Raw genomic sequence first — 20,948 nt, 5'->3', positions numbered from 1 at the left:
CTGTTTCCTCTATGTTTGGGCACCATTATACCACAGTTTGAAGGCCAATGGACTTTAATATTCTTTTCGCTTAGATGACCGACGGTTTAAGCGCTTCAATTTGTGCGCACGCCGCGCTTCTTGAAACGCGATTTCTCGGTTGAGTTTCTCAAACCGTTTGACCTCTTCTCTGGTGAGTGTGCCGTTTAGAATCGCCGCCTCGACAGCGCAACCCGGCTCGCCTTTGTGTCTGCAATCGTTAAATCGGCATTTGTCTTTAAGTGCCTCAATTTCTGAGAAATGCTTAGCCATTCCCACCTCGGCATCCCAGAACTGTATTGTCCGCATACCGGGGGTGTCCATAATGAGCCCACCGCCCTCTAGACGTACCAGTTCTCGGTGGGTCGTCGTGTGTCGACCCTTGCTGTCGTTTTCTCGAATGCCCTGTGTCTTTAAATACACATCGCCGAGAAGCGCGTTGACCAACGACGATTTGCCCACGCCGGATGAGCCCAAAAGCGCCACTGTACGGTGGCCTTTAAAATAGACCTCCAATGCCTCCAGCCCTTCTCCGGTGTGACTGCTCACTACGTGTATCGGCTCAAAGGGCGCTACTGTCCGCACCGTTTCAATTTTCGCCTCCACATCGTCGCATTGGTCGCTTTTCGTCAGGACGACGACGGGAATTGCACCACTTTCATAGGTGGCGATTAAGTAACGCTCCAACCGTTTCATATTGAAGTCGTAATTCAGCGACTGCATCAAAAAAACAGTTTCCATATTGGCGGCGACAATCTGCTCTTTCACTTCTATGCCTGCCGCCTGTCTCGAGAACTTGGTCTTCCTGTCAAGGCATTTCACCAGTTCTACGTGCTCTGAATCCCCCAGTGTGCGGACGATTAAAAAGTCGCCCACGGCCAAGGGCGCCGCCCCTCTTTCTAGCCATTTCTCGCCTAAATCTGTCACCACTTTGTAGCGCATACCGAAATCCGCTACAATGCGGCCGCCCATACCATCTGATACGCCGTCGAGCCAAGTCTTGTTAAATCCATAGTATTCTATCATGTGTTCACCTCATATTTTCTTAATTTTGGGTACAAAAAAACCGCAGACCAATCTTCTGCGGTGTTCACTTTCGATTTAATTTTAAGCATAAAAAAACACGCCTTCCAAGCGCGCAGTTAAAACACGATTCAGATTGCCGGAGTTGGTGCACAGCATCACACTGCGCGCTATTCAGTTATCCTATAAACCCTCCAAATAATACAGTCATCATTACACAACTCCTTTCTATAAACACAACTATCAGTGACTCTTTCAGTATAATTTGTTTTAAATAGTTTGTCAACATCTATTTATTCTGAATATTCTATTGACTCTTTCTGTATAAAGGTTACAATAAAGTAAAAGCACCACCACATCTCATATAGGAGGTTTTTTTATGTTCGTATTTCAATCTGCACAAGACGTCATGACGTTTATTCAGGAAAACGACATCACCATCGTCGACTTTAAAATCATCGATATGAAAGGTCGATGGCATCACCTCTCCATTCCCGCAGAACGCTTTGATGAAAAAGTCATGTCCGACGGCATCGGCTTCGACGGCTCGAGCTATGGCTTCTTAACCGTTGAAAAATCCGACATGGTCTTTATCCCGGATTTAGACACCGCATTTATCGACCCCTTCACGCAACAAAAGACCTTGGTCTTTATCGCCGATATCTACAGACTTAAAGACGGTTTAAGAGAGCGATTTGAAGACGATCCGCGCTTCATGGCGCAGAAAGCGGAACAATACTTAAAGGATTTGGGCATTTGCGATAGAGCCCTCTTCGGCCCGGAATTTGAATTTTACGTTTTAAATCACATTTCATACAACACGAGCACCAACCACATGGAACTCAAGATTGATTCCAATCAAGCAATTTGGAACGCCGGCATCTCCGATAGACAAAATCTCGGCGCTCACGTCCCGGGTCACGGTGGTTACCACGTCGACCTGCCCTTTGATTCCAGCTACAATTTTAGAAACGAAACAGTCCGCCTTTTAGAAGACAACGGCGTTCCTGTCAAATACCACCACTCTGAAAACGGCGGTCCCGGTCAAGTCGAAATCGAAGTCGAGTTTGCCACGCTATTGGAAATGGCCGACCGCACGCAAAAACTCAAATACGTCCTCAAGAACAACGCACTCAAGAACAACTTGACGACGACGTTTATGCCGAAGCCATTCACCGACGAATGCGGCAGCGGCATGCACATCCACATGCACTTTTTCAACGGTGAGACGCCATTGTTCTACGACAAAGACGGTTACAGCCAACTCAGTCAAACGGCCCTCTACGCCATTGGCGGTATTCTGAAACACGCCAGTGCACTCATGCCTTTCACCAACCCGAGTACCAACTCCTACAAACGTCTGGTTCCCGGGTATGAGGCGCCTGTGAGCATCTGCTACGGCACAGCCAACAGAAGCGCTGTCATTCGGATACCAGGTTATGCCACAACACCGGATGCCAAGCGGTTTGAACTGCGTTCCCCAGATGCGACGGCCAACCCGTACTTTGCGTATACCGCCATGTTGATGGCCGCTATCGACGGCATTGAAAACAAAATTGATCCGACAGTTGAAGGGTTTGGTCCACTGGACATCAACTTGTATAAGCTCAGTGCAGAAGAGCAAAAGCAGATAAAATCGCTTCCGACTTCGCTTGTAGAAGCTTGCGAAGCGCTAAGCGACGACCACGAATTTTTGCTTAAAGGCAACGTGTTCTCAGAAAACCTCATCCACAACCAGATGGCGCGCCTACAGAAAGAACACCTCTACATCCAGTCGCTGCCGCACCCTGAAGAATTTAAGTTGTACTATGAACTCTAGTGTACTGTATCGTTCACAATTAAAAAAACTGCACATCTACTCTGCATCATTGCGGCGTTAAAATCTCTCGACAATGTCCCGCATTGTCGTCGATATTTTGCCTTGCACTGATACAAACTATCTGGCAGTTTTAATTAAATCTCAACGAGACAGTACACTAGTCTATTGAAAAGCCAGCCCAAGAACTTTGGGCTGGCTTTTTTACTTCTGATGTAACTCAAATCGTCCGCTACGAGGCCCCGCCGTAAGGTCTATAGCCTGAAAACTCCGTTTGGAAAACCCCTTCACCACCGGTGTACGCCGCCATTTCAAGGGCGAATGTTCTGCTGGTCTCCACCGGAATCACACCGGTGATTGTCGCGTTTTCACCGACAAACTGCGGGGGTGCCACTGATCCCCTGGACTTCAGCACTTCTGAAACCACCTTACCGACGGCACTTCGAGGGACATAGGCGGTATAGGCCAAATAGGGCTCTAAGCGGGTAAGTGACACGTCTTTAAGTGCTTTTTCAAGCACTTCAGATGCCAAGTGGCGAAAAGCAGACGGCGTGCTCATGACGCTGTCGTACTCAGAGTACACAAAACACACTTTCATATCGGTCAGTGGCCATGTGTCGACACCTTCTTCGGCGCGTTTCATCACCCCATCCCTTACCGCGGTTTGAAAAGACTGTCTTAAATCGCCATACGATACTTGGGTCTCGTACTGAATACCGCTCCCTACCGGCAAAGGAAGCACCTCGAAGCCAATGGTCGCCGCATAGTGCGTGTCTTTGTACATATAGCATGTTGCAGAAGCCGCCTCGGCAGGCGTCTGTTTGAAGAGCGTCTTCGGCGACCCGGTGACAACGCTCAATTGAAACCGCTCTTTTATAGTTCTCTCTAAAATTTCCAGCTGGACTTCTCCAAAAAGCTGAACGCCAATGGCCTCTGTACGCGGATTGATCTCAAACCGCACAAAGGGGTCTTCGTCTGCTAGAACGGTCAATGCTTCGAGCAATGACCGGCGCTCAGAAGCTTCTGCCGGCGCCAAAGTTGTCACCAGTGTCGGCGTCCCCAGCGACACCTCTACCTCTGGTTCAGACGCTTCTGCGCCCAATCGGTCACCGATGCCGATTTCTCCAGTGTAAATTAACACGATGTCCCCTGCATACGCCGCAGCTGCTGTCACAGGCTTCGCCCCTTTTAAGGCCGCCATTTTGAGAATTTTAAAGTGCCGCTCAGTACCGGCCACGGGGTAAGTCTCTCTTAACGCCAAAGTGCCGCCTTCTATTTTAACGTAACAACGCCTGAGCCCCTTCTCATCTCGGTCGACTTTGTAACATTTTGCCGACAACACCGTGGTGCGCTCCGGTGCACACAGTGTTGCAAGCACCTTTAAAAGCGGCTCTATGCCGATGCCATGCAAGGCGGAACCGTGTAAAACCGGAAAGCACTCCCCCTTGTTAAACACTTCTTTTAACGCTTCTTGAAAACAGGCGGGTTCGACATCACCTTTCAAATACGCGGCCATATAGCGGTCGGATACGTAGGCGAGTCGTTCGTCGCCTGTCTGCGGTGCGAGAGTTATATCGCGCGTCCCCTCACCACCTACTTTCTGTAGCGGTACAAAAGCTTCTGTCAGATACATTTCAATTTGCTCATAAACCCTCTCCAAATCGACTCCGGTTCTGTCGACTTTATTTACAAACAGCAACGTCGGTATCTTTAAACGTCTCAGCGCACTAAAAAGTACCCGCGTCTGCGCTTGTACCCCTTCTTTAGCGGAAATGGCGAGCACCGCTACGTCAAGCGCCGCCAGCGACCGTTCTACCTCTGCTATAAAATCCATATGTCCCGGCGTATCGAGTAAGTAAAACTGCGTCTCCTGCCATTGAAATCCCACCGTTACAGCATTGACCGTAATGCCGCGCTCTCGCTCAACCGACATGAAATCCGTGACGGTGTCCCGTTTGTCAACGCGCCCAGCTTGTGGAATGGTTCCCGTCTTATAGAGCAACTGTTCTGTTAATGTCGTTTTCCCCGCATCTACGTGGGCGACAATACCCACACTTATTTTATGTTGAAACATCTCATCGTCTCCTCTTCGCGTCTGGCACCCTATCATTTGCCAAAAGTGCAAAAGACAGTGCCCTAATTTTAAGCACAAAAAAACCACAGTCTTTTACTGCGGTAGTCTTTTTAATGGCGCTTCAAAAAAGCTTTGAGAATGATTCAAATACTTACCGCAGAAGCAGTCTGCGGCGAGAAAATAGTGATGTTCTCCTTAAAATAACCCCAGCTGCAAAGATGTGTTGTTTAAATCCGTTGTCTGCTTTTTGTTTCTCATCTTTGCACCCTCCTTTTCTATGATGGTTCCATTATAGAGGCTTCCACCCCTTCTAGCAAGTTCCTTGAAAGACTTGTCACCAAATTGTAATAAAGTTCAGAACTGTTGCACAATTTACTCATGTGAGGGCCGTTTTGAAGGGCTATAATGACAGTAATCTAATACATAGTCAGCTTAAAGTTGCCTACTTCAAAGTATGCAAAGAAACCGACCCTACAAAAGAGGGCATCAGAATAAAGACATTTGGGAGGTCATTTGATGAACTTTCACTGCATTCAAGGTTACGGGCCACTTTCAGAACATCAAAAACGCCTATTTCGAAAAGTCTATGACAACCATCGGGCGACGCTAAGCTCTAAAAAACGGAAGGCTTATGTGCCCATTGCCCTTATTGACGAAAGCGAAGAACGGTATTTCAAAGTGATTTTTAAAAACGGCGATTGGCTCAGATACCGTTACGACGGCTCATGGTGCTGAAGGAAAAAGAACATGTGTGCCCATTGACACGCGCGTCTAGGAAACGCTTTTTGTGACCAATGACTTTCATTGGGTTGAACGCCCTATAATACAATTGTATAATAGTGTAAATAAACAATCAATGGAGGGGTTATATGTATCTAAAAGAACCGTACAACGATTGCATGGCTGTAAAAAAGTCGCCTCTGCTCAACTACTTTAAAATGGAGAATTTGTATGAAGCGTGCTGATACCCTTGTTAAACTCGTACCGGTAAACTTGATTTTTTCAGCTTTGACACTTATTTATTTCTACAACCACATGCCAACGGTTTCCCCTCGTTATTTTTTGGCAGAATCCATTCTGGTGTCTCTGCTCATACTTATTGGCAATTTTTTCTACGTCTACTCGGCAAAACAAAAAGTGGACTTGTACTTTTTTCTATTGTTAACCGTTACCACATGGATCCTGCTACTCTTACTCGGCCCGTACCGGATTTCTCATAGGCTGAGTCGACTTTTAATGGGTATTGCCCCAGTATTATTGTACGTTTTTTTAGCACATTTTTCATCGCTTACCCAATTGCCCTCGTACAAGAAGTTGCTGACGGTTCTCTGTGCAGCTTCCACACTGACAATCATCGCACTGCAAACATTTATCTACAAACTCAATTACACTTTTTACTTCTTGATTTTTTTGAGTTTACTCTGCATCATCGGGCTTTCTAGAAAAGCAGCGCGTCAACGGAGACCGTTTCATAAAAAGCATCAAAAGACCCTCTTGCTGGCACTTGCAGTGGCATTTTTGCCATTTGTTCTCACACGAACCTTTGTCCCGTTGATTCAGAACGATGTGCTGATTCGCCTTTCACACCATACGGTGCTGATACTACCTATTACAATAGGCGGCATCTTGATCAAACGCTCTGAACTCTATTTAGAACACGACTACCAACTGACTCTTTATAAAATTGTCTTTCAACTGTTTTTCGCCATCGCCCTTGCGGCGTTGCTGTATTTTATTATGGGGCTAACTTTCACAAACACGCTGATTGTCTTGCTCTTTGTGTCAATAGGCGCTTTTCTCTATAGCATGCTACAGCGTCAACTCGATGAAAAACAGCTCGATCTTATTGATAAAACAAAGCGTACTTTTGAAAAGGAACGATTGGATATCTATCAAAACATCACTTATGACAATTACCTTGACTCTCTCACCGACTTGATTGTGGAACTTATACGAAATACCATTGAAGTCGACGGCACACTGCTCATTTGGAGTGAAGACGACACCCCCTTCATCCTACATCAAGAAGGATGCTTTGAAGAAGTCACTTTGACAACAGAATTGATAAAATCGATTTACAATGAAGAATACGCCATCGAAATTTGCGGAAAGTCTTTCTTTTCCTTTCCGCTCGTCTACGAAGACGCCACACTTGGTCGACTGACATTTGGTTCTAAATCCAATGGCTCTCACTATAGCGAACTCGAAATTGAAAAACTGAAACACCTATCGCGAACCCTCTGCGAAATTCTTAAAACAACGGAGATTTTAAATCAAAACCAAAGCCGCTACTTGACGTTGCCACAGGTCAATTACGACAATCGCTTCAAGCGACAGATGGTCATCAAGTCCGACGAGATGCGAAAATCACTGTCGCTCTACCTTCACGATGACGTGTTACAGACCGTTCTCGCCGTCAAAAACCTAATGGCGTTGTTGCCCGGTTCAGATGAAGAAATGAAGGCCTTTATTTTGACTCAAATGTCTCAGCTCAATCAATCGCTTAGAGACCAGATGTTTGAGCTCTATCCTTCGACATTATCCGATTTAAGCATGGGGCAAAGCTTAAACGCACTTTGCGAAAAGTTCAGAAGCTCACCACAAGCGCCACTCATTAAATGCAATTTCAATGAAGAAATTGACGTGCCAAGCACTTTAAAATTTCCGATTTTCAGAATGACAAAAGAGTTGGTACAAAATGCTATTAAACACGCCCGTGCAAACGTTATAGAAATTAAGATTACCTATGATGAGAAAAAACGTCATCTGTACATCAGCGTGTTAGACGATGGGGTTGGCATTGCCGTAAATGCCTTGGAGTTGGCCAAAGAAACACAACATATCGGCCTGCTTTCACTAAAGCAAGAACTCCAAATGCTCAATGGTGATTTGCTTATTCAGAACAAGATACCACAGGGCACACAGGTTCAGTTTCAGTTGCCTATTGATGAACACTAAGGAGGCCTCTCTATGAAACTCATTCTCTTTGACGACCACGAGTTGTTTGCAAGAAGTCTGGAATTTGCCATAAAAAAATACGTGACCGCCTTTGAAATCTACACGAGTCCCGAAGACATCGTCTCAATTGTCGAAAACAAGCACCCCGACCTGTTGTTGCTCGATATTCATATGGGCGCGTACAATGGCTTGGACATCGCTAGGGAGTTGTTGGCGCTTTACCCAGAACTGAAAATTTTGTTCTTGTCCGGCTACGATTTGATTGAATACCACAATGAAGCCATTAAAATGGGGGCAAAGGGCTTTATCAACAAAAATGTCGGCATTCACGACTTTGTCGATAAAGTCAACATCGTCGCCGGCGGCGGCACAATTTTCCCGAAGTACACCTGTGACACTGAACCTTTGACCCCTCGGGAAAAAGAAGTCCTCCAACTGGCAGCGGAAGGCTTAAAACAACAAGAGATTGCAGAAAGGCTTTTTATCAGTCGACGCACAGTAAACAACCACATCCAAACCATCAACGAGAAATTTTATGTCCATTCGACGATTGCCGCTATCGTAAGGGGCATCGAACTCGGAATTGTAAGCCTCAACGGCAGAACGCGATGAAAAATCACCTCATCCCATAACAAAAGCTGCACATGAAGTGCAGCTTTTCTATTTGTACGGCGGTATCCCTACGTGGGGGGCTGTTGTGCCTCTAAAAAGACCCCTGTACATAAAAATGTACAAACCGCTTCATAAAAGCCCGCCGTCAAAACGGTCCATGCTCTTAATGACTTCTTTCAAGGCTTCTTCAAAGAGCGTTTCCGACATTAAATAATTGGGCAATAGCAAAAGGCCGTCGTCATCGACGCCACTCCCATAGCAGCAACACAAATACCCCTTTTCTTTAAGTGCTGACACCACAGCACTCACCTGCTCTTTAGAGTGCATAGGCAGGCCGATAAGCGCGCCTTCACCACGCATTTCTCTCTCGGTTCGGTTGCGGTACCAAATTGCTTCAAAGGCGTGAACACGCCTTAGAATATCACGCTCTTTCTTTTGCATGTAATAAAGTGTGGCCATGGCAGAAGCCACCCCTAAAACGTTGCCGTTTTGGGTTGAAAAGTGGTCCACAAACTTATCATCTAAATCAACAGCCATCTTTTCTGAAACCAAAACAACGCCAAAGGGGAGAAAACCGTTGTTAATACTTTTACTCAGTAAGACCAAATCCGGCGTGTGCTCAAGACCGGTGAAGCTAAAACGCCTACCGAGACGATAAAAGCCTGTGACGCCCTCGTCAAAAACAACGTAGATATTGTGCGTTTTTGCAAAAGACATGATTGCATTGAGATGCTCTTTGGCAACGGTTAAAGCGCCGCCAGAAGCAACCACCGATTCGACTATAATCAGCCCGACTTCTTCGTGCATAGCTTCTATGGTTTCCATGTAAGCGCTAAACGAAATAAAATCTTTCGGCGTCGGTAAAAAAACAACAGCGGGATTTTCAACTTCGTAGCGCTCGGCAACCGCTTGATCGACACCACTCACCTGAAGCCCTCCTAGAAATGTCCCGTGATACCCTTCTGAAAACGCGACGATTTTCTTCTTCCGTGTTTCTTTAGGTCTTGCCAATCGCGATAACTTAAGAGCGAGCTCCGTAGATTCAGAGCCGCTGTTGGTATAAAAAACTTTAGCAAACGCTTTAGGACGGTTTTCGTCTTCACAGGCAAACGTCAACAAGGACTTGGCGTAGCGGTCGTAAAGAGGCGTTTTGTAGGCGTGTGCGTCGAGGTAAAATAACCCGTCGTGCAAAACACTTTTAACATGTTCCTCCACACTGGACAGCCATTCGGCGTCATATCCTAGCGAAACATTCCACAAGCCGCTTTTTAAGTCGACGTATCTTACATTACGATCGTCGAACAAGTAGCTCTCTGTACTTTTTAAGACATTCAGTGCTGCATGATTTTCCTGATTAAACTTTGTCATTGGATAATGGTAATACGCCATAGCCTACTCCTTCTATAATAACTTGTCCGTCGGCAATTGCCTCAAGCTTTCGAAAGAAACCAACTGCTCAAATTGCTTGATAAACTGATTGTAACCGAACACAGTTTCTCGAGAACCCTTATTTATTTTCCAGAAAAAACCTTCACGGTTTTTATATATTAAAGAACATGCTATCATATATATGCCCCACCTTTTATGAATTCAACAAAAAAACCTGCAAAAGCAGGTTTTTTAAGTATTCTATGGCGTTTGTAAACCGCTCATCTCGTGTTACAAGGTCTTACTCTCTTCGCAGGGGATTTACCAACTAAAACTCTTTACGGCGTTTGTTCACTTGAGAGCCCGCCGCTATTAGAATGAAAGAAACGCCGACCAACACCCCCGCTTCAAGGGGAAAACGCGTTATACCGGCCCCCTCTGTCCAAACCCCTCTCATAATTTCAAGGCCGTGAACAATTGGGTTGAAGACATAGACGAGCCGTTTCAAAAATGCCGGGAACATTTCAGGTGGAAAAGTCAATCCGCCCAAAAATAGTTGCAAATAAAATACAACCAATGCCACCGACTGATACGTCGTACTTTTTTTCACTAGGGCGGCAATCAAGTACGTCAGTGAAAACTGATAGACGTTGATGAGCCCTAGCGCCAATAGTATTGCCGGCATATTGACAATCGGAACGACGAGCCCTTTGCTCAAATTGCCGACAGCCACTAAAAGTGTGATGGCGAGAATTTGAAAGAGGATTGTCGAAAAATAAATGCCTGAAGCGACGACAATCGGCTTTATTCCAATGAGTTTGTATTTTAGCAAATCGCCGCGTTCTTTGTACAGCGAATAGTACTGCCCAAATATGACGACCACAGCATTGATGACGATAATCGGAATATACGCCGGTATCAAGTAGTTGACGATGGATGCTCCCGTATCCGGTACCGTCATGCTGCTTAGCAAGTTGCTGAAAACCAAAAACATCATCACGGGAACAAGAAAACCGATAATTGTCATTTTAGCATTTCGCATGAGCATCTTGGTCTGATGTTTCGATAATATGTACAGATTATACATGCTGGATTTCACCCGCCTTTCCTAGTTCATAGCCCAGTATTTTTAAAAACGCCTCTTCAAATGTATGGTGTTTAATAGTGATGTTGTAGCCACCGCAGTCGACGATGTTTTCATAGACTTTCTTTTCTTCCTCGGCACTGTACGTCACCACCATTCGGTTGTCGTCACGTGTAAACGGGAAGTCAAATTTCGTGTACAAGAACCGATTGTCCGCAGAGAACACCGCTTTCTTCTTATCGCCAAACAAGTTGTGGACAATTTCATCGACTTTTCCAACGACCTTTACCTTCCCTCGCTCCAAAATCAGCAGATTATCCGCTAAGAACGCCACTTCTTCTAGAAAATGGCTTGTCAATATCAGCGTCGTCCCTTTTTCCTTGTTGATTTTCTTCAAAACAGCCCATATTTTACGCCTTGCAACGACATCTAGCCCCGTCGTCAGCTCGTCGAAAATGATAATCTCCGGGTTGTTGAGCAGTGTCAGTAAAATAGTCAATTTCTGTTTCTGACCACCGGACAATACATTGACGTATTTATTGCGATGCTCGTACAGATTAAATTCCAACAACAGTTCTTCAACATCGAGTGCACGCCTCATCAACGCTTTGTAAAGTTTGCAAACTTCTATCACCTTAACGCCCTCCTCAAAAGAACTGGTCTGCAATTGTACACTGATATTTTTGTAAAGGTACTCACGATTAAATGCGACGTCGATGTCACCTTCGTAGTCCACCAACCCCATAATGGCTTTAATCAATGTGCTCTTTCCTGCACCGTTGTGTCCGAGTATCGAATAAACCTCTCCTTTTTGTATTTTAAAATCAACTTTATCAAGCGCCAGTTTGCCACTATAAGACACACTTACACTACGCCCTTCTATTATCATAAACGGTCTCCTCACTGCTTTTTTATTTATATTATCAAGAAGACGGCTCTTACAAATGAGTACATTGTGCAGATTTGCTGTACAAATATTCTGATTTTTATTAAAATAAAGTATCAACTATTTTAGGAGGGGTCATGTCCAATTTAAACGAACAGGAAAAAGCGTTCCATAAGAAGTACGCCGTTGCGTACAACAACGCAACTTGGGATTTTATCGATAATCAAGAGAGGACGGCAGCAGAGACGCTCGAAATGATCCACATGGCGCATACCTCTCGGTTCCTATGGGGAAAAGTCGGCGACGCCAAAAACCTCGAAAGAGGCGAGTGGTTGGTCTCAAGGGCCTACGCCGAGGCCGGCATCGGCGACCGAGCACTCTTTCACGCCCAACAGTGCCTCGACATCTGCCTTGAACACGACATTGCAGACTTCGACATCGCCTTCGCGTACGAAGGGCTGACGCGGGCACACAAATGCTTAGGTGACCAAGAGGCTTACAACCGTTGTAAGGCCAATGCGCTAGAAGCCGCCGAACACATCGCAGGCGCCGAGGACAAAAAATACTTTTTAGACGAACTCCAAAAACTATAAAAAAATAGCGTTGCAAGTTAACCAACCTGCAACGCTATTTTTTTATAGTTTTGATTTAAGAAGACACCGCATTGGGCTGAACCGATGCCTCCGGTAATTTTTTAGTGGCAATTTTATAGTAGAAGAGCGCCACCAAGCATCCGGCCCCGCCTGAGACCACGGTAAACGCCCCGATCATAAAGGTACTGAGAGTGACAATTTTCTCAGAAGAGAGGCGCTTTTGGAGACGCGTGTAAAAAAACATGCCGATAAACATTCCCGACATCGCAAGGGCAGAAGTAATCCCATAGAGCGTCTCTGAATAACCGAGTTCAACTCTGAGAGAAAACGGCAGGACGACGTTGTACACCGCACCTAAAAAGCAGTTGATCAGCATGCTCACCGTCATCATAGAGACGAGTGCACGGGAAGTAAACGTGTACTGGAGCCCCTCTTTCAAATCGGTGGCAAAACCTTTGACATTGAGTTTGCTCTTATCCAGTTTTGGAGACGCTATCTCGATAAACTGTTCGCTGATGGCAGACAAAATAAAGCTGATGCCGTTGAGAAATAAAATGATGCCGATGCCGAACATCCCCATCAACATGCCGGCGACAATTGGCGATACAATCCCCGAGAGGGTTGAAAAAAAAGACTTCATGCTGTTAGCCGCCGGTCGCTCTTCTTTGGTGGTAATCATCGGGAGCACCGCCCCTGCCGTCGGGCCGAACAAGCAGCTGATGACGGTTAATGCAATGACGATAACGTATACCCCTGCAAGCGGCAATGTCTTATAAGCAGCGTAATACGCCGCTGCGCCCAAGATAATCACCCCGCTGAGAACATCCAATCTGACCAGCATTTTTTTACGGTCGAACCAATCGGCCACAACCCCCATAAAAGGCAGCAACAACAGTCTCGGAATAAACGCCACTGAAAGCACTGCGGCAAACGCGGCTGCAGACCCCGTCAAATTTAAGACGTATAGCGAAAGGGCAAAGCTCTGAAGGTTCGTGCCCAGCGAAGACACAAAACCGCCCGCCAACAAACGCCTAAAATTTTTATTTTTTATCAGAATGTGATTTTTGAGCATATGCCCCTCCCCTTGTATATTTAACCATTTGCCGACATCAGCGACAACTTGATTTTATCGCGCACTGTGAGGTCTACCCCTCTTTCTTTAACACAAAACTGGGCATTCCCGAGCCGCGCCAGTCGACATCCACCTAAGCACCACGGTGCCTCATCACAAGTTCTACACTTTTCAGAGTCAAAAGCTGAAAGCGTTTTAAACTTGTAGTAGACCGACTGATTTACAATAGCCAAAATGCCTTCTTCTGTGAGCTTGCCGAATTTGATGCCGGCTTCGCCCGCCATAGAGCAAAAGACCACATCGCCGTCAGGTTCCACCGTCATGGCATTTTTTCGGCACTCTGTACAGAGTTTGGTCAGATTGATAAAACTGATGTCGTAGCCCTTTTCCAGCGCTTTGACGTAGCCGTCGTACAACCTGAACTTGCTGGCGTTTTGAAAGACGTTGACCAGACTTAAAGACACCCTGCGGCGGTGTTCCGCGGGAATGATGTCCAGAACGTCGTCAAGGGATTGGTAGTTCATCGCATTGACATTGACTCTGAGCACCAGCTCGACGTCGTGATTTAAAAGGTTCAGTAAATTGGCCTCGATTCTCGAAAAGGTCCCCTCTCCGTTTTCAAGTGGTCTCAAACTGTCATGTGCTGCCTCAGTGCCATCTATGGTGATTTGGAACCGTTCAATGCCGTTTTGAAGGCAATAGTTCAAGGTCTCTTCGTCTAACAAGTACCCATTGGTTACCATCAGCGCTTCATAAGCACAGTTGTTCTTTTCACAACTGGCGATTATCCCCTCTGACAAATAGCGTATTTCTTCTAAGGTCAATGTCGGTTCGCCACCGAACCACGTAACCACCAGTTTTTTAACCTGCTGTGTCATCCGCTCTTTAATTTGATTAAAGGAGCTCAGATAACTGTCGATTTCTTTAAAGACGACTTTCTTTTCGTTTTCAAAGAAGTCGTTCTCAAAACTCGTATGGTCAATGACGATATTAGAAAGACAATCCAGGCACAAATCGATGGTATCGTTTAGACCCGTCATGTAAAACGACGTCGTCTCTTTGGTATGCGGTGCATGACGACCCGTAACCCGTTGTCTAAATACATGCTTAACAAATCGCACATAAGTATTTTTACCTTCCATTATATAATTAAAATATTTTACATAATTGTTGCATCTTCATCCGAATTTGTAAAGAAATTTTATTACTTTTTTTCTTTTTTAAGCGTTATTTGTCTTTTTAAAATGATATTTTATATGCTTTTATACCAACAAAAAACCCTTTCCGAAGTTTCCAGAAAGGGTTTTTGACCGAACTTGTACGTCAAAAGATCGGCTCGAAGCCAGTCATTGGCTTCAAGTACTATTCTATTTCAAAAGGCATTAGCCAAGGAACTGCTTCATGTCTTCTTCAACACTTGTAACGCCGTTGATGCCAAAAGTATTGACCAGTACATTCGCTACATTTGGCGACAAGAATGCCGGCAGTGTCGGTCCAAGCTTGATGTTTTTAACGCCTAAGAACAAGAGCGCCAACAATACGATAACGGCTTTTTGCTCGTACCATGCGATGTTGTACGAAATCGGAAGTTCATTGATGTCGTTGAGCTCAAAGACTTCTTTAAGTTTAAGGGCGATGACGGCAAGTGAATACGAGTCGTTACATTGACCGGCGTCGAGAACTCTTGGAATGCCACCGATATCGCCGAGGTTCAACTTGTTGTAACGGTACTTGGCACAGCCCGCTGTTAAGATTACTGTATCCTTCGGCAGTGCCTCTGCAAACTCAGTGTAATAGTCTCTGGACTTCATACGACCGTCGCAGCCTGCCATAACGAAGAACTGCTTAATGGCACCTGTCTTCACAGCGTCAACCACTTTGTCCGCTAATGCGAGGACTTGGTTGTGTGCGAAACCACCGACGATTTTACCGGTTTCAATTTCAGTTGGCGCCGGTAAACGCTTGGCGTGCTCGATAATGGCGCTGAAGTCTTTCGGTTGGCCGTCTACGCGAGCCGGAATGTGTGGGAAACCTTCAAATCCCGATGAACCGGTTGTGTAAACGCGGTCTTTGTAGCTTGCAAGTGGCGGAACAATACAGTTAGTTGTAAAGAGAATCGGTCCGTTGAAGCTTTCAAACTCTTCTTTTTGCTTCCACCACGCGTTGCCGTAGTTGCCTACAAAGTGTTCGTATTTTTTGAACTTAGGGTAGTAGTGCGCCGGTAACATCTCGCTGTGTGTGTACACGTCGACGCCGGTGCCTTCTGTTTGCGCTAAGAGTTCTTCCATGTCTTTGAGGTCGTGGCCGCTGATTAGGATCGCCGGTTTGTTGCGCACGCCGATGTTGACCTCTGTAATTTCAGGATTGCCGTAGGTCTTGGTGTTGGCTTCGTCGAGCAATGCCATAACGCCGACGCCATGCTCTCCCGTTTTAAGTGTCAACGCCACGAGATCGTCTGCAGTTAACGTATCGTCGATGGTTGCGAGGAGGGCTTTTTCCATAAAGTCGTAGATGTCTTCTTTGAAAAATCCGAGATTTGCCGCGTGCTCTGCATAAGCAGCCATCCCTTTGAGGCCGTAGATAATCAACTCTCTCAGACTTCTTACGTCTTCGTTTTCAGTTGCTAAAACGCCGATATCCGACTGATTTGAAATCGATTCAAAATCACTTGCCGCTCCGATCCAAGTGGCGCTCTTATGGTATGTTTTTTGTTCGAGCGCACCCTTTGCTTCAAGTGTCGCTTTAATTTCATCTCTTACTTTTAAGGCGTTTTCGATTTTTTTCGCAATAGCCGCGCCGTCAAAGTTGGCGTTGGTAATCGTTGCAAAGAGACCATCGAGTAAAACGGCGTTGGTCTCTGCCTTTGCAAGACCCGCTTTTCTCGCCTGTTGATTGAACTCTGAAAGACCTTTTAACGTATAGATCAATAAGTCCTGTAAACCTGCGACATCGTCTTTTTTGCCGCAGACGCCGATTTTCGTACAGCCCTTGCCGCCGGCTGCCTCTTGACACTGGTAACAAAACATGCTCATAACTTAATCTCCTTTCACTCGCGTGATCTTTATGAATACTTCCGTAGGTGTTGTGCTTACATATGCATAATACCCAAAAAAAGAAGATTAATCGGTAACCCATGTTACGCAGTGCAAAATTTTAAAATCGGTTGAGGAGGTTCTCCGCCAGAACCCGCATGCCATCAATGCCGACGAGGGGAAGTTCGTGATGCAAAAGTACCCGGTTCATATTGGGATTGGAAATCTGCATGCCCTTGTCCGCACTAAAAATGCCGTGTTTCACCCCCATGGTCAACAAAACGCCGTCGCCGAGGACGATGTCGGGCCAAAAAGTCTTTAGGGTCTCCATTTTTTGCCCCTCGCTCACTTGGTTGGCAACCGGATAAGGGAGAGTCTCTTTTCCCTTGACTTTGTGATTGACGAGGCCGAAGACCTCCGAGACGCCGCTCTCACTTAGCATCTCTAAGACGCCTATCACTGTGTCGACATTCCCCGAAACCAAAACTTTTTTAGGCGCTACTTCAAACGCCGCGGACAACCGACGCGTCAAACGCTTGCCCTCGAGCATCATCTGTCGGTACACCCCCTCGTCCCGCTTCCAACCCGTTGCCGCTTCCACTGCTGACACGAAGTGCGCCAAGTTCTCAACGCCGTAAGGCATCTGAGTCACAAAGGGTTGTTCGCATTTTTCCTCCAGCAACCGACAGGCCTTCACCCCTTCTCTTCTAAGGCACAGGTTCAGTTCAGCACTGCCGGCGTTTTCAAGTGCATCGTTAGTGGTCCCCGAGGTAAACACCGTGTGACACTGGGCGCCAAACACGTCCCGCATTAGGCGTCTAAGCGCCTTCACATCGCTTTTAGCGGTGTAGCCGTCCATCTGACTTCCGACGATGTTGTAAGTCATTGGGGACTTGTTTGTCGCCGCTTTTACAATGTGCTCTGCAACGGCGAGAAGCACCTCTTCAACGCCGTAAGTATAGTCCCCTCGATACCCGTCGCTTTTTAGCGGAACAAGTGTCGCCGCTATTTCAGGCTGCATCATCTCGCACACACTGGCGATGTCGATACCGATGACGGAACTCAGCGTCGACGCCATTACAAACACGACTCTCGGCGCCTTTGTCCGATCGATTTCTCGCAGTGCCGCCTCTAACCGCGCCGTGTCCCCAAAGGTCAAGTCCCGCTCTCTTATGTGGGTGGTATACGCGTGGGAAAGGGCTTCGCCGTTAAAGTTGGCGATTCCCTCAAGTGAAAAATGCGTCGTTCCCGCAGGGCCAAACTCTACGACGACAATATCTCGAATTTCTGAAAGTGCAAAGAGCGCCCCCATGCGACAAGACGGCGTCGGATAGTATTTGTGCAGCATCAGTGTCCCCCTCCTTTTTTCATCATCTTCATCGGCATTTCGCCGGCGGTCTTCATTTTCTCTACAACGGCCATTGGGAGCTGATACCCGAGGCCTCCGGCTTCGCGGTCAAACGTGAGCTGTACGATTCCCCTCTCCATTAAGAACATCGGGTTTTCATGGCCGATGTAATAGTCGGGTTTTAATGTACCGTACAGTTCGCGCATCGGCACGATGTTGGCGATACGAGACACTTTAGGATCGTGCCCCGTCGTCAAAATAGCCGATTGGTACTGCGCGTCATCGTCATAGAGCTCGCGCATCTGTACCCAGAGGGGGGCCATCCCCAGTGTCGCCATAAAATGGGTGCATTCCAGAGCCTTCATCGGCGTGTTCCCGTAGATGAACGTCTTGCCTTGAAACTGTTTTCGCGCCGATTCCAAGGCGGTTTGGCAGGCCGCTTCAGACGCCGCCACCCACTGGGTTAAATCGACGGCAAGCGCCTCTGAAAGCGCCTTGTAGCAGGCGGTAATGCGTTCGGGGAGCAAGTGTTTGTCAAAGACCACATACGGCTGACCCAATTTTTCCGCCATGGCTTTTGCCAGCGGCAAAGCGGTGAAATCCGTCACGATATTGAGCGCCGCTTCTCCGGCGGCTTTCAGCTGCTCGACTGTACACTGAGACGGGATGCTCATATGCACTTCTACACCGGCATTTGAAAGGACTTTAGCCAATTCTGTGCGGTGAAAATCGTCGAAGCGATGTCCGAGGACGTTTACAGTCTTTTCTTTCTGAGGCATGGGGGTCATAACGTGAACCAGAGCCGCCAGCGTATCCATAAGCCCCGGCATATGACTGTTGCACTTGAAATGCTCTGTTTTAACATACAGGACGGGAAGGCTGTACTTCGCGTCGAGCGCCTGTGCCACAGCGGCAATGTCTTCCCCTATCAGCTCCATAACACAAGTGGAAATTAGAAGGAGCGCTTTTGGCGATTCGAGGGCTATAATTTCCGAGACAGCGTCTGCAATTTTTTCTGAAGCACCGAATGTCACGTCGTTTTTACTCAGGACATACGAATACACGCAATCGCTCCCTCCTTGTCTCAACCTCGAAAAATCTTTTCCGTAAAAGGTGCACTCCTGCGTGCCGATGTTGAGCACGGCGAGGTCTTTGATGTAACTCGCCGCCAGCAACGCTCCAAACAGAGGGCAGTGTGTCCCCGGGAAAACTGCACTTGAAAGCTCTGCAATGTCTTCATCTGAACAGATGGCGCTCAGTGGTTTGGCCTTCTTGATGTTTTCTTCGTAATGCATGTCGATTCCTTTCTTATATGCCGACTGGAAAAACCATCGGCCGTCCGGATTGGTGGCGGGCGATGGTCACTTGGATTTTGTATACGTCTCCGATTAACTGCTCGGTCATCACCGCTTCAGGCGGTCCTGAAGAGACGACGACGCCGTCTTTTATAACGATGATTTCATCTGAATAAAGACTCGCTTGATTGAGATCGTGTAAAATCATGACGACTGTCATCTTCAAGGTGCGATTGAGCGTCTTTACCAGTTCCATTACCTCAAACTGGTGTTGGATATCCAGATACGTGGTCGGTTCGTCCAATATCAATACTTGCGGTTGCTGGACGAGGTTCATGGCAATCCAAGCGCGCTGCCGCTCGCCACCTGACAAGCTGCAAACCCGCCTGTTCGCGAACGGTTCGAGATGCGTCTCCGCCATGGCCCAGTCGACGACAGCTTCGTCTGAGGCGTCTATGGGCTGGAAAAACTTCTTATGGGGCATCCGACCGAATCGAAGCAAGTCCCGTACGGTGAAATCGCTCGGCGCGTGATTGGTTTGGGACAGCACCGCTAAAATTTGAGAGAGCGCTTTGGTGTGGTAACATTCGATGTGCTTCCCCGCTACGTCGATTGTTCCGGCGCGATGGGGCAACAGACGTGAAAGTGCTTTGACCACAGTAGACTTGCCCGAGCCATTGGGCCCGATAATCGTATAAATTTTGCCCTTTTCGAAATGAAATGAAAAATCGTTGACCACACATTTTTCGTGGTAGCCAATTCGTATGCCATCAGCTGTGAGCATGGTCGACCTCCTTTCTGAGCAGGTACAAGAAAAACGGCCCGCCTATTACAGCCATAACGACGCCTACAGGCAGTTCAATCGGCGCCGCTACCGTACGCGCCAGCGTGTCGGCCAACAAAACCGTCAAGCCGCCGAGTACCATGGCATGCGGCAATAGGAAGCGGTAATCTGTACCGACGAGCCGCCTGCAAATATGCGGCACAATCAATCCGACGAATCCAATAAGCCCAACTGTCGCCACAGAAATGCCCGCTAAGAAAACGGCCACCGCCGAAAGAATCAGTCGCAGTCGATTGACATTTGCGCCGAGATTTGTCGCCACCGTGTCGCCCAGCTGTAAGAGATTGGCCCCACGGATACAGAGCACACTGACCAAAAGGCCCACTGCGGAATAGGGGATGAGGGTCTGAGCGTGTACCCACGTTTTGGCGTTCATACTGCCGTTGAGCCACATGAGCACCCCTTGAACTTTGTCGGCGTGCAAAATGGAAATAAGAGAAGTGGCGCCGCCCAATATGGCGTTCACCGCTACCCCAGCCAAGATAATGCGTATGGGTTTGATGCCGTTTTGCCAGGCGAGGAGATAGACCATTAGACACGCGATGCCACCGCCTAAAAAGGCACCTATAGACAAGAGGCCGTAGGAGGTGGGAAAGAGAATCAGTATAATAATGGCAACGAGACTCGCCCCTGCGGAAATCCCCGTCAATCCGGGGTCTGCCAGCGGGTTTTTCATCACCGCTTGAAGCAAGGCGCCGCTCACCGATAAGTTGGCACCGACAAAAATCGCAAGCAGCGCACGTGGCAACCGAAGGTTTAATACCACTGCTGTGGCCATTGTCTCCGGTTGCGTCAAAAGAGCTGCGGCAACTTCTGAAAAGGTATACTGGGCACTCCCCTTGGCGACGGCATAGAAGACCGCCGCTAAGAGAAGCGCTGTTGTTACAAGGATTTTCATCACTTTGTTTCGACTGCGCTGTGACAT

Annotated in this window: 17 protein-coding genes; 5 read left to right on the top strand and 12 right to left on the bottom strand. The window is 47.2% G+C overall.

Annotation, left to right across the window (positions count from 1 at the left end; all coding sequences use genetic code 11):
• Positions 1-54: 54 nt before the first annotated feature.
• The gene (gene rsgA, locus ACR6HW_RS12620) at positions 55-1,044 is read right to left on the bottom strand and encodes a ribosome small subunit-dependent GTPase A (protein ID WP_455728083.1); all 990 of its coding nucleotides are present in this window, start codon (positions 1,042-1,044) and stop codon (positions 55-57) included.
• A gap of 376 nt (positions 1,045-1,420) precedes the next feature.
• Between rsgA and glnA the strand changes: the two genes are divergently transcribed.
• Positions 1,421-2,860 (top strand): type I glutamate--ammonia ligase, encoded by a 1,440-nt coding sequence (glnA, locus tag ACR6HW_RS12615; RefSeq protein WP_455728082.1) that lies wholly within the window; start codon positions 1,421-1,423, stop codon positions 2,858-2,860.
• Between the two features lie 229 nt (positions 2,861-3,089).
• On the opposite strand, the gene ACR6HW_RS12610 is transcribed toward glnA, so the two are convergent.
• Positions 3,090-4,931 carry a GTP-binding protein gene (locus tag ACR6HW_RS12610; protein ID WP_455728081.1) on the bottom strand — a complete coding sequence of 614 codons (1,842 nt, stop codon included), beginning with the start codon at positions 4,929-4,931 and terminating at the stop codon, positions 3,090-3,092.
• 516 nt (positions 4,932-5,447) lie between these two features.
• Here ACR6HW_RS12610 and ACR6HW_RS12605 point away from each other — a divergent pair.
• From ACR6HW_RS12605 to ACR6HW_RS12595, 3 genes are all read left to right on the top strand, one after another.
• A complete protein-coding gene (locus ACR6HW_RS12605) occupies positions 5,448-5,666 on the top strand; it encodes a hypothetical protein (protein ID WP_455728080.1) in 219 nt (72 codons plus the stop codon).
• Between the two features lie 216 nt (positions 5,667-5,882).
• Positions 5,883-7,889, top strand: coding sequence for a sensor histidine kinase (locus ACR6HW_RS12600; RefSeq protein WP_455728079.1), 2,007 nt, complete (start codon positions 5,883-5,885; stop codon positions 7,887-7,889).
• 12 nt (positions 7,890-7,901) lie between these two features.
• Positions 7,902-8,501, top strand: a complete 600-nt coding sequence (locus ACR6HW_RS12595; RefSeq protein ID WP_455728078.1) for a response regulator transcription factor — start codon at positions 7,902-7,904, stop codon at positions 8,499-8,501.
• Between the two features lie 129 nt (positions 8,502-8,630).
• Here ACR6HW_RS12595 and ACR6HW_RS12590 read toward each other — a convergent pair whose 3' ends face one another.
• The 3 genes from ACR6HW_RS12590 to ACR6HW_RS12580 form a co-directional block, all read right to left on the bottom strand.
• Positions 8,631-9,890 (bottom strand): aminotransferase class III-fold pyridoxal phosphate-dependent enzyme, encoded by a 1,260-nt coding sequence (locus tag ACR6HW_RS12590; protein ID WP_455728077.1) that lies wholly within the window; start codon positions 9,888-9,890, stop codon positions 8,631-8,633.
• A 307-nt stretch (positions 9,891-10,197) separates the two neighbouring features.
• Positions 10,198-10,956, bottom strand: coding sequence for an ABC transporter permease (locus tag ACR6HW_RS12585; protein WP_455728076.1), 759 nt, complete (start codon positions 10,954-10,956; stop codon positions 10,198-10,200).
• Positions 10,949-11,842, bottom strand: a complete 894-nt coding sequence (locus tag ACR6HW_RS12580) for an ABC transporter ATP-binding protein (RefSeq protein ID WP_455728075.1) — start codon at positions 11,840-11,842, stop codon at positions 10,949-10,951. The genes ACR6HW_RS12585 and ACR6HW_RS12580 overlap by 8 nt, the downstream gene beginning before the upstream one ends.
• A 134-nt stretch (positions 11,843-11,976) precedes the next feature.
• Between ACR6HW_RS12580 and ACR6HW_RS12575 the strand changes: the two genes are divergently transcribed.
• Positions 11,977-12,432 (top strand): hypothetical protein, encoded by a 456-nt coding sequence (locus ACR6HW_RS12575; protein ID WP_455728074.1) that lies wholly within the window; start codon positions 11,977-11,979, stop codon positions 12,430-12,432.
• A 55-nt stretch (positions 12,433-12,487) separates the two neighbouring features.
• Here ACR6HW_RS12575 and ACR6HW_RS12570 read toward each other — a convergent pair whose 3' ends face one another.
• The 7 genes from ACR6HW_RS12570 to ACR6HW_RS12540 form a co-directional block, all read right to left on the bottom strand.
• Positions 12,488-13,504, bottom strand: a complete 1,017-nt coding sequence (locus tag ACR6HW_RS12570; protein ID WP_455728073.1) for an MFS transporter — start codon at positions 13,502-13,504, stop codon at positions 12,488-12,490.
• Positions 13,505-13,524: 20 nt separating this feature from the next.
• A complete protein-coding gene (locus ACR6HW_RS12565) occupies positions 13,525-14,646 on the bottom strand; it encodes a radical SAM protein (RefSeq protein WP_455728072.1) in 1,122 nt (373 codons plus the stop codon).
• A gap of 240 nt (positions 14,647-14,886) precedes the next feature.
• Entirely contained in the window at positions 14,887-16,530 is a 1,644-nt protein-coding gene (gene hcp / locus ACR6HW_RS12560; RefSeq protein WP_455730889.1) for a hydroxylamine reductase, read from the bottom strand.
• Between the two features lie 127 nt (positions 16,531-16,657).
• The gene (locus tag ACR6HW_RS12555; RefSeq protein WP_455728071.1) at positions 16,658-17,884 is read right to left on the bottom strand and encodes a nitrogenase component 1; all 1,227 of its coding nucleotides are present in this window, start codon (positions 17,882-17,884) and stop codon (positions 16,658-16,660) included.
• Complete coding sequence (locus tag ACR6HW_RS12550; RefSeq protein WP_455728070.1) at positions 17,884-19,179, bottom strand: nitrogenase component 1; 1,296 nt, start codon at positions 19,177-19,179, stop codon at positions 17,884-17,886. Before ACR6HW_RS12550 ends, ACR6HW_RS12555 begins: the two co-directional genes overlap by 1 nt.
• A gap of 13 nt (positions 19,180-19,192) precedes the next feature.
• Positions 19,193-19,963, bottom strand: coding sequence for an ABC transporter ATP-binding protein (locus tag ACR6HW_RS12545; RefSeq protein WP_455728069.1), 771 nt, complete (start codon positions 19,961-19,963; stop codon positions 19,193-19,195).
• A complete protein-coding gene (locus ACR6HW_RS12540; RefSeq protein WP_455728068.1) occupies positions 19,950-20,948 on the bottom strand; it encodes a FecCD family ABC transporter permease in 999 nt (332 codons plus the stop codon). The genes ACR6HW_RS12545 and ACR6HW_RS12540 overlap by 14 nt, the downstream gene beginning before the upstream one ends.

The sequence above is a fragment of the Fusibacter sp. JL298sf-3 genome, from assembly GCF_053842995.1.
The sequence above is the reverse complement of the archived record's forward strand: the minus strand, read 5'-3'. Positions and strand labels throughout refer to the sequence as shown.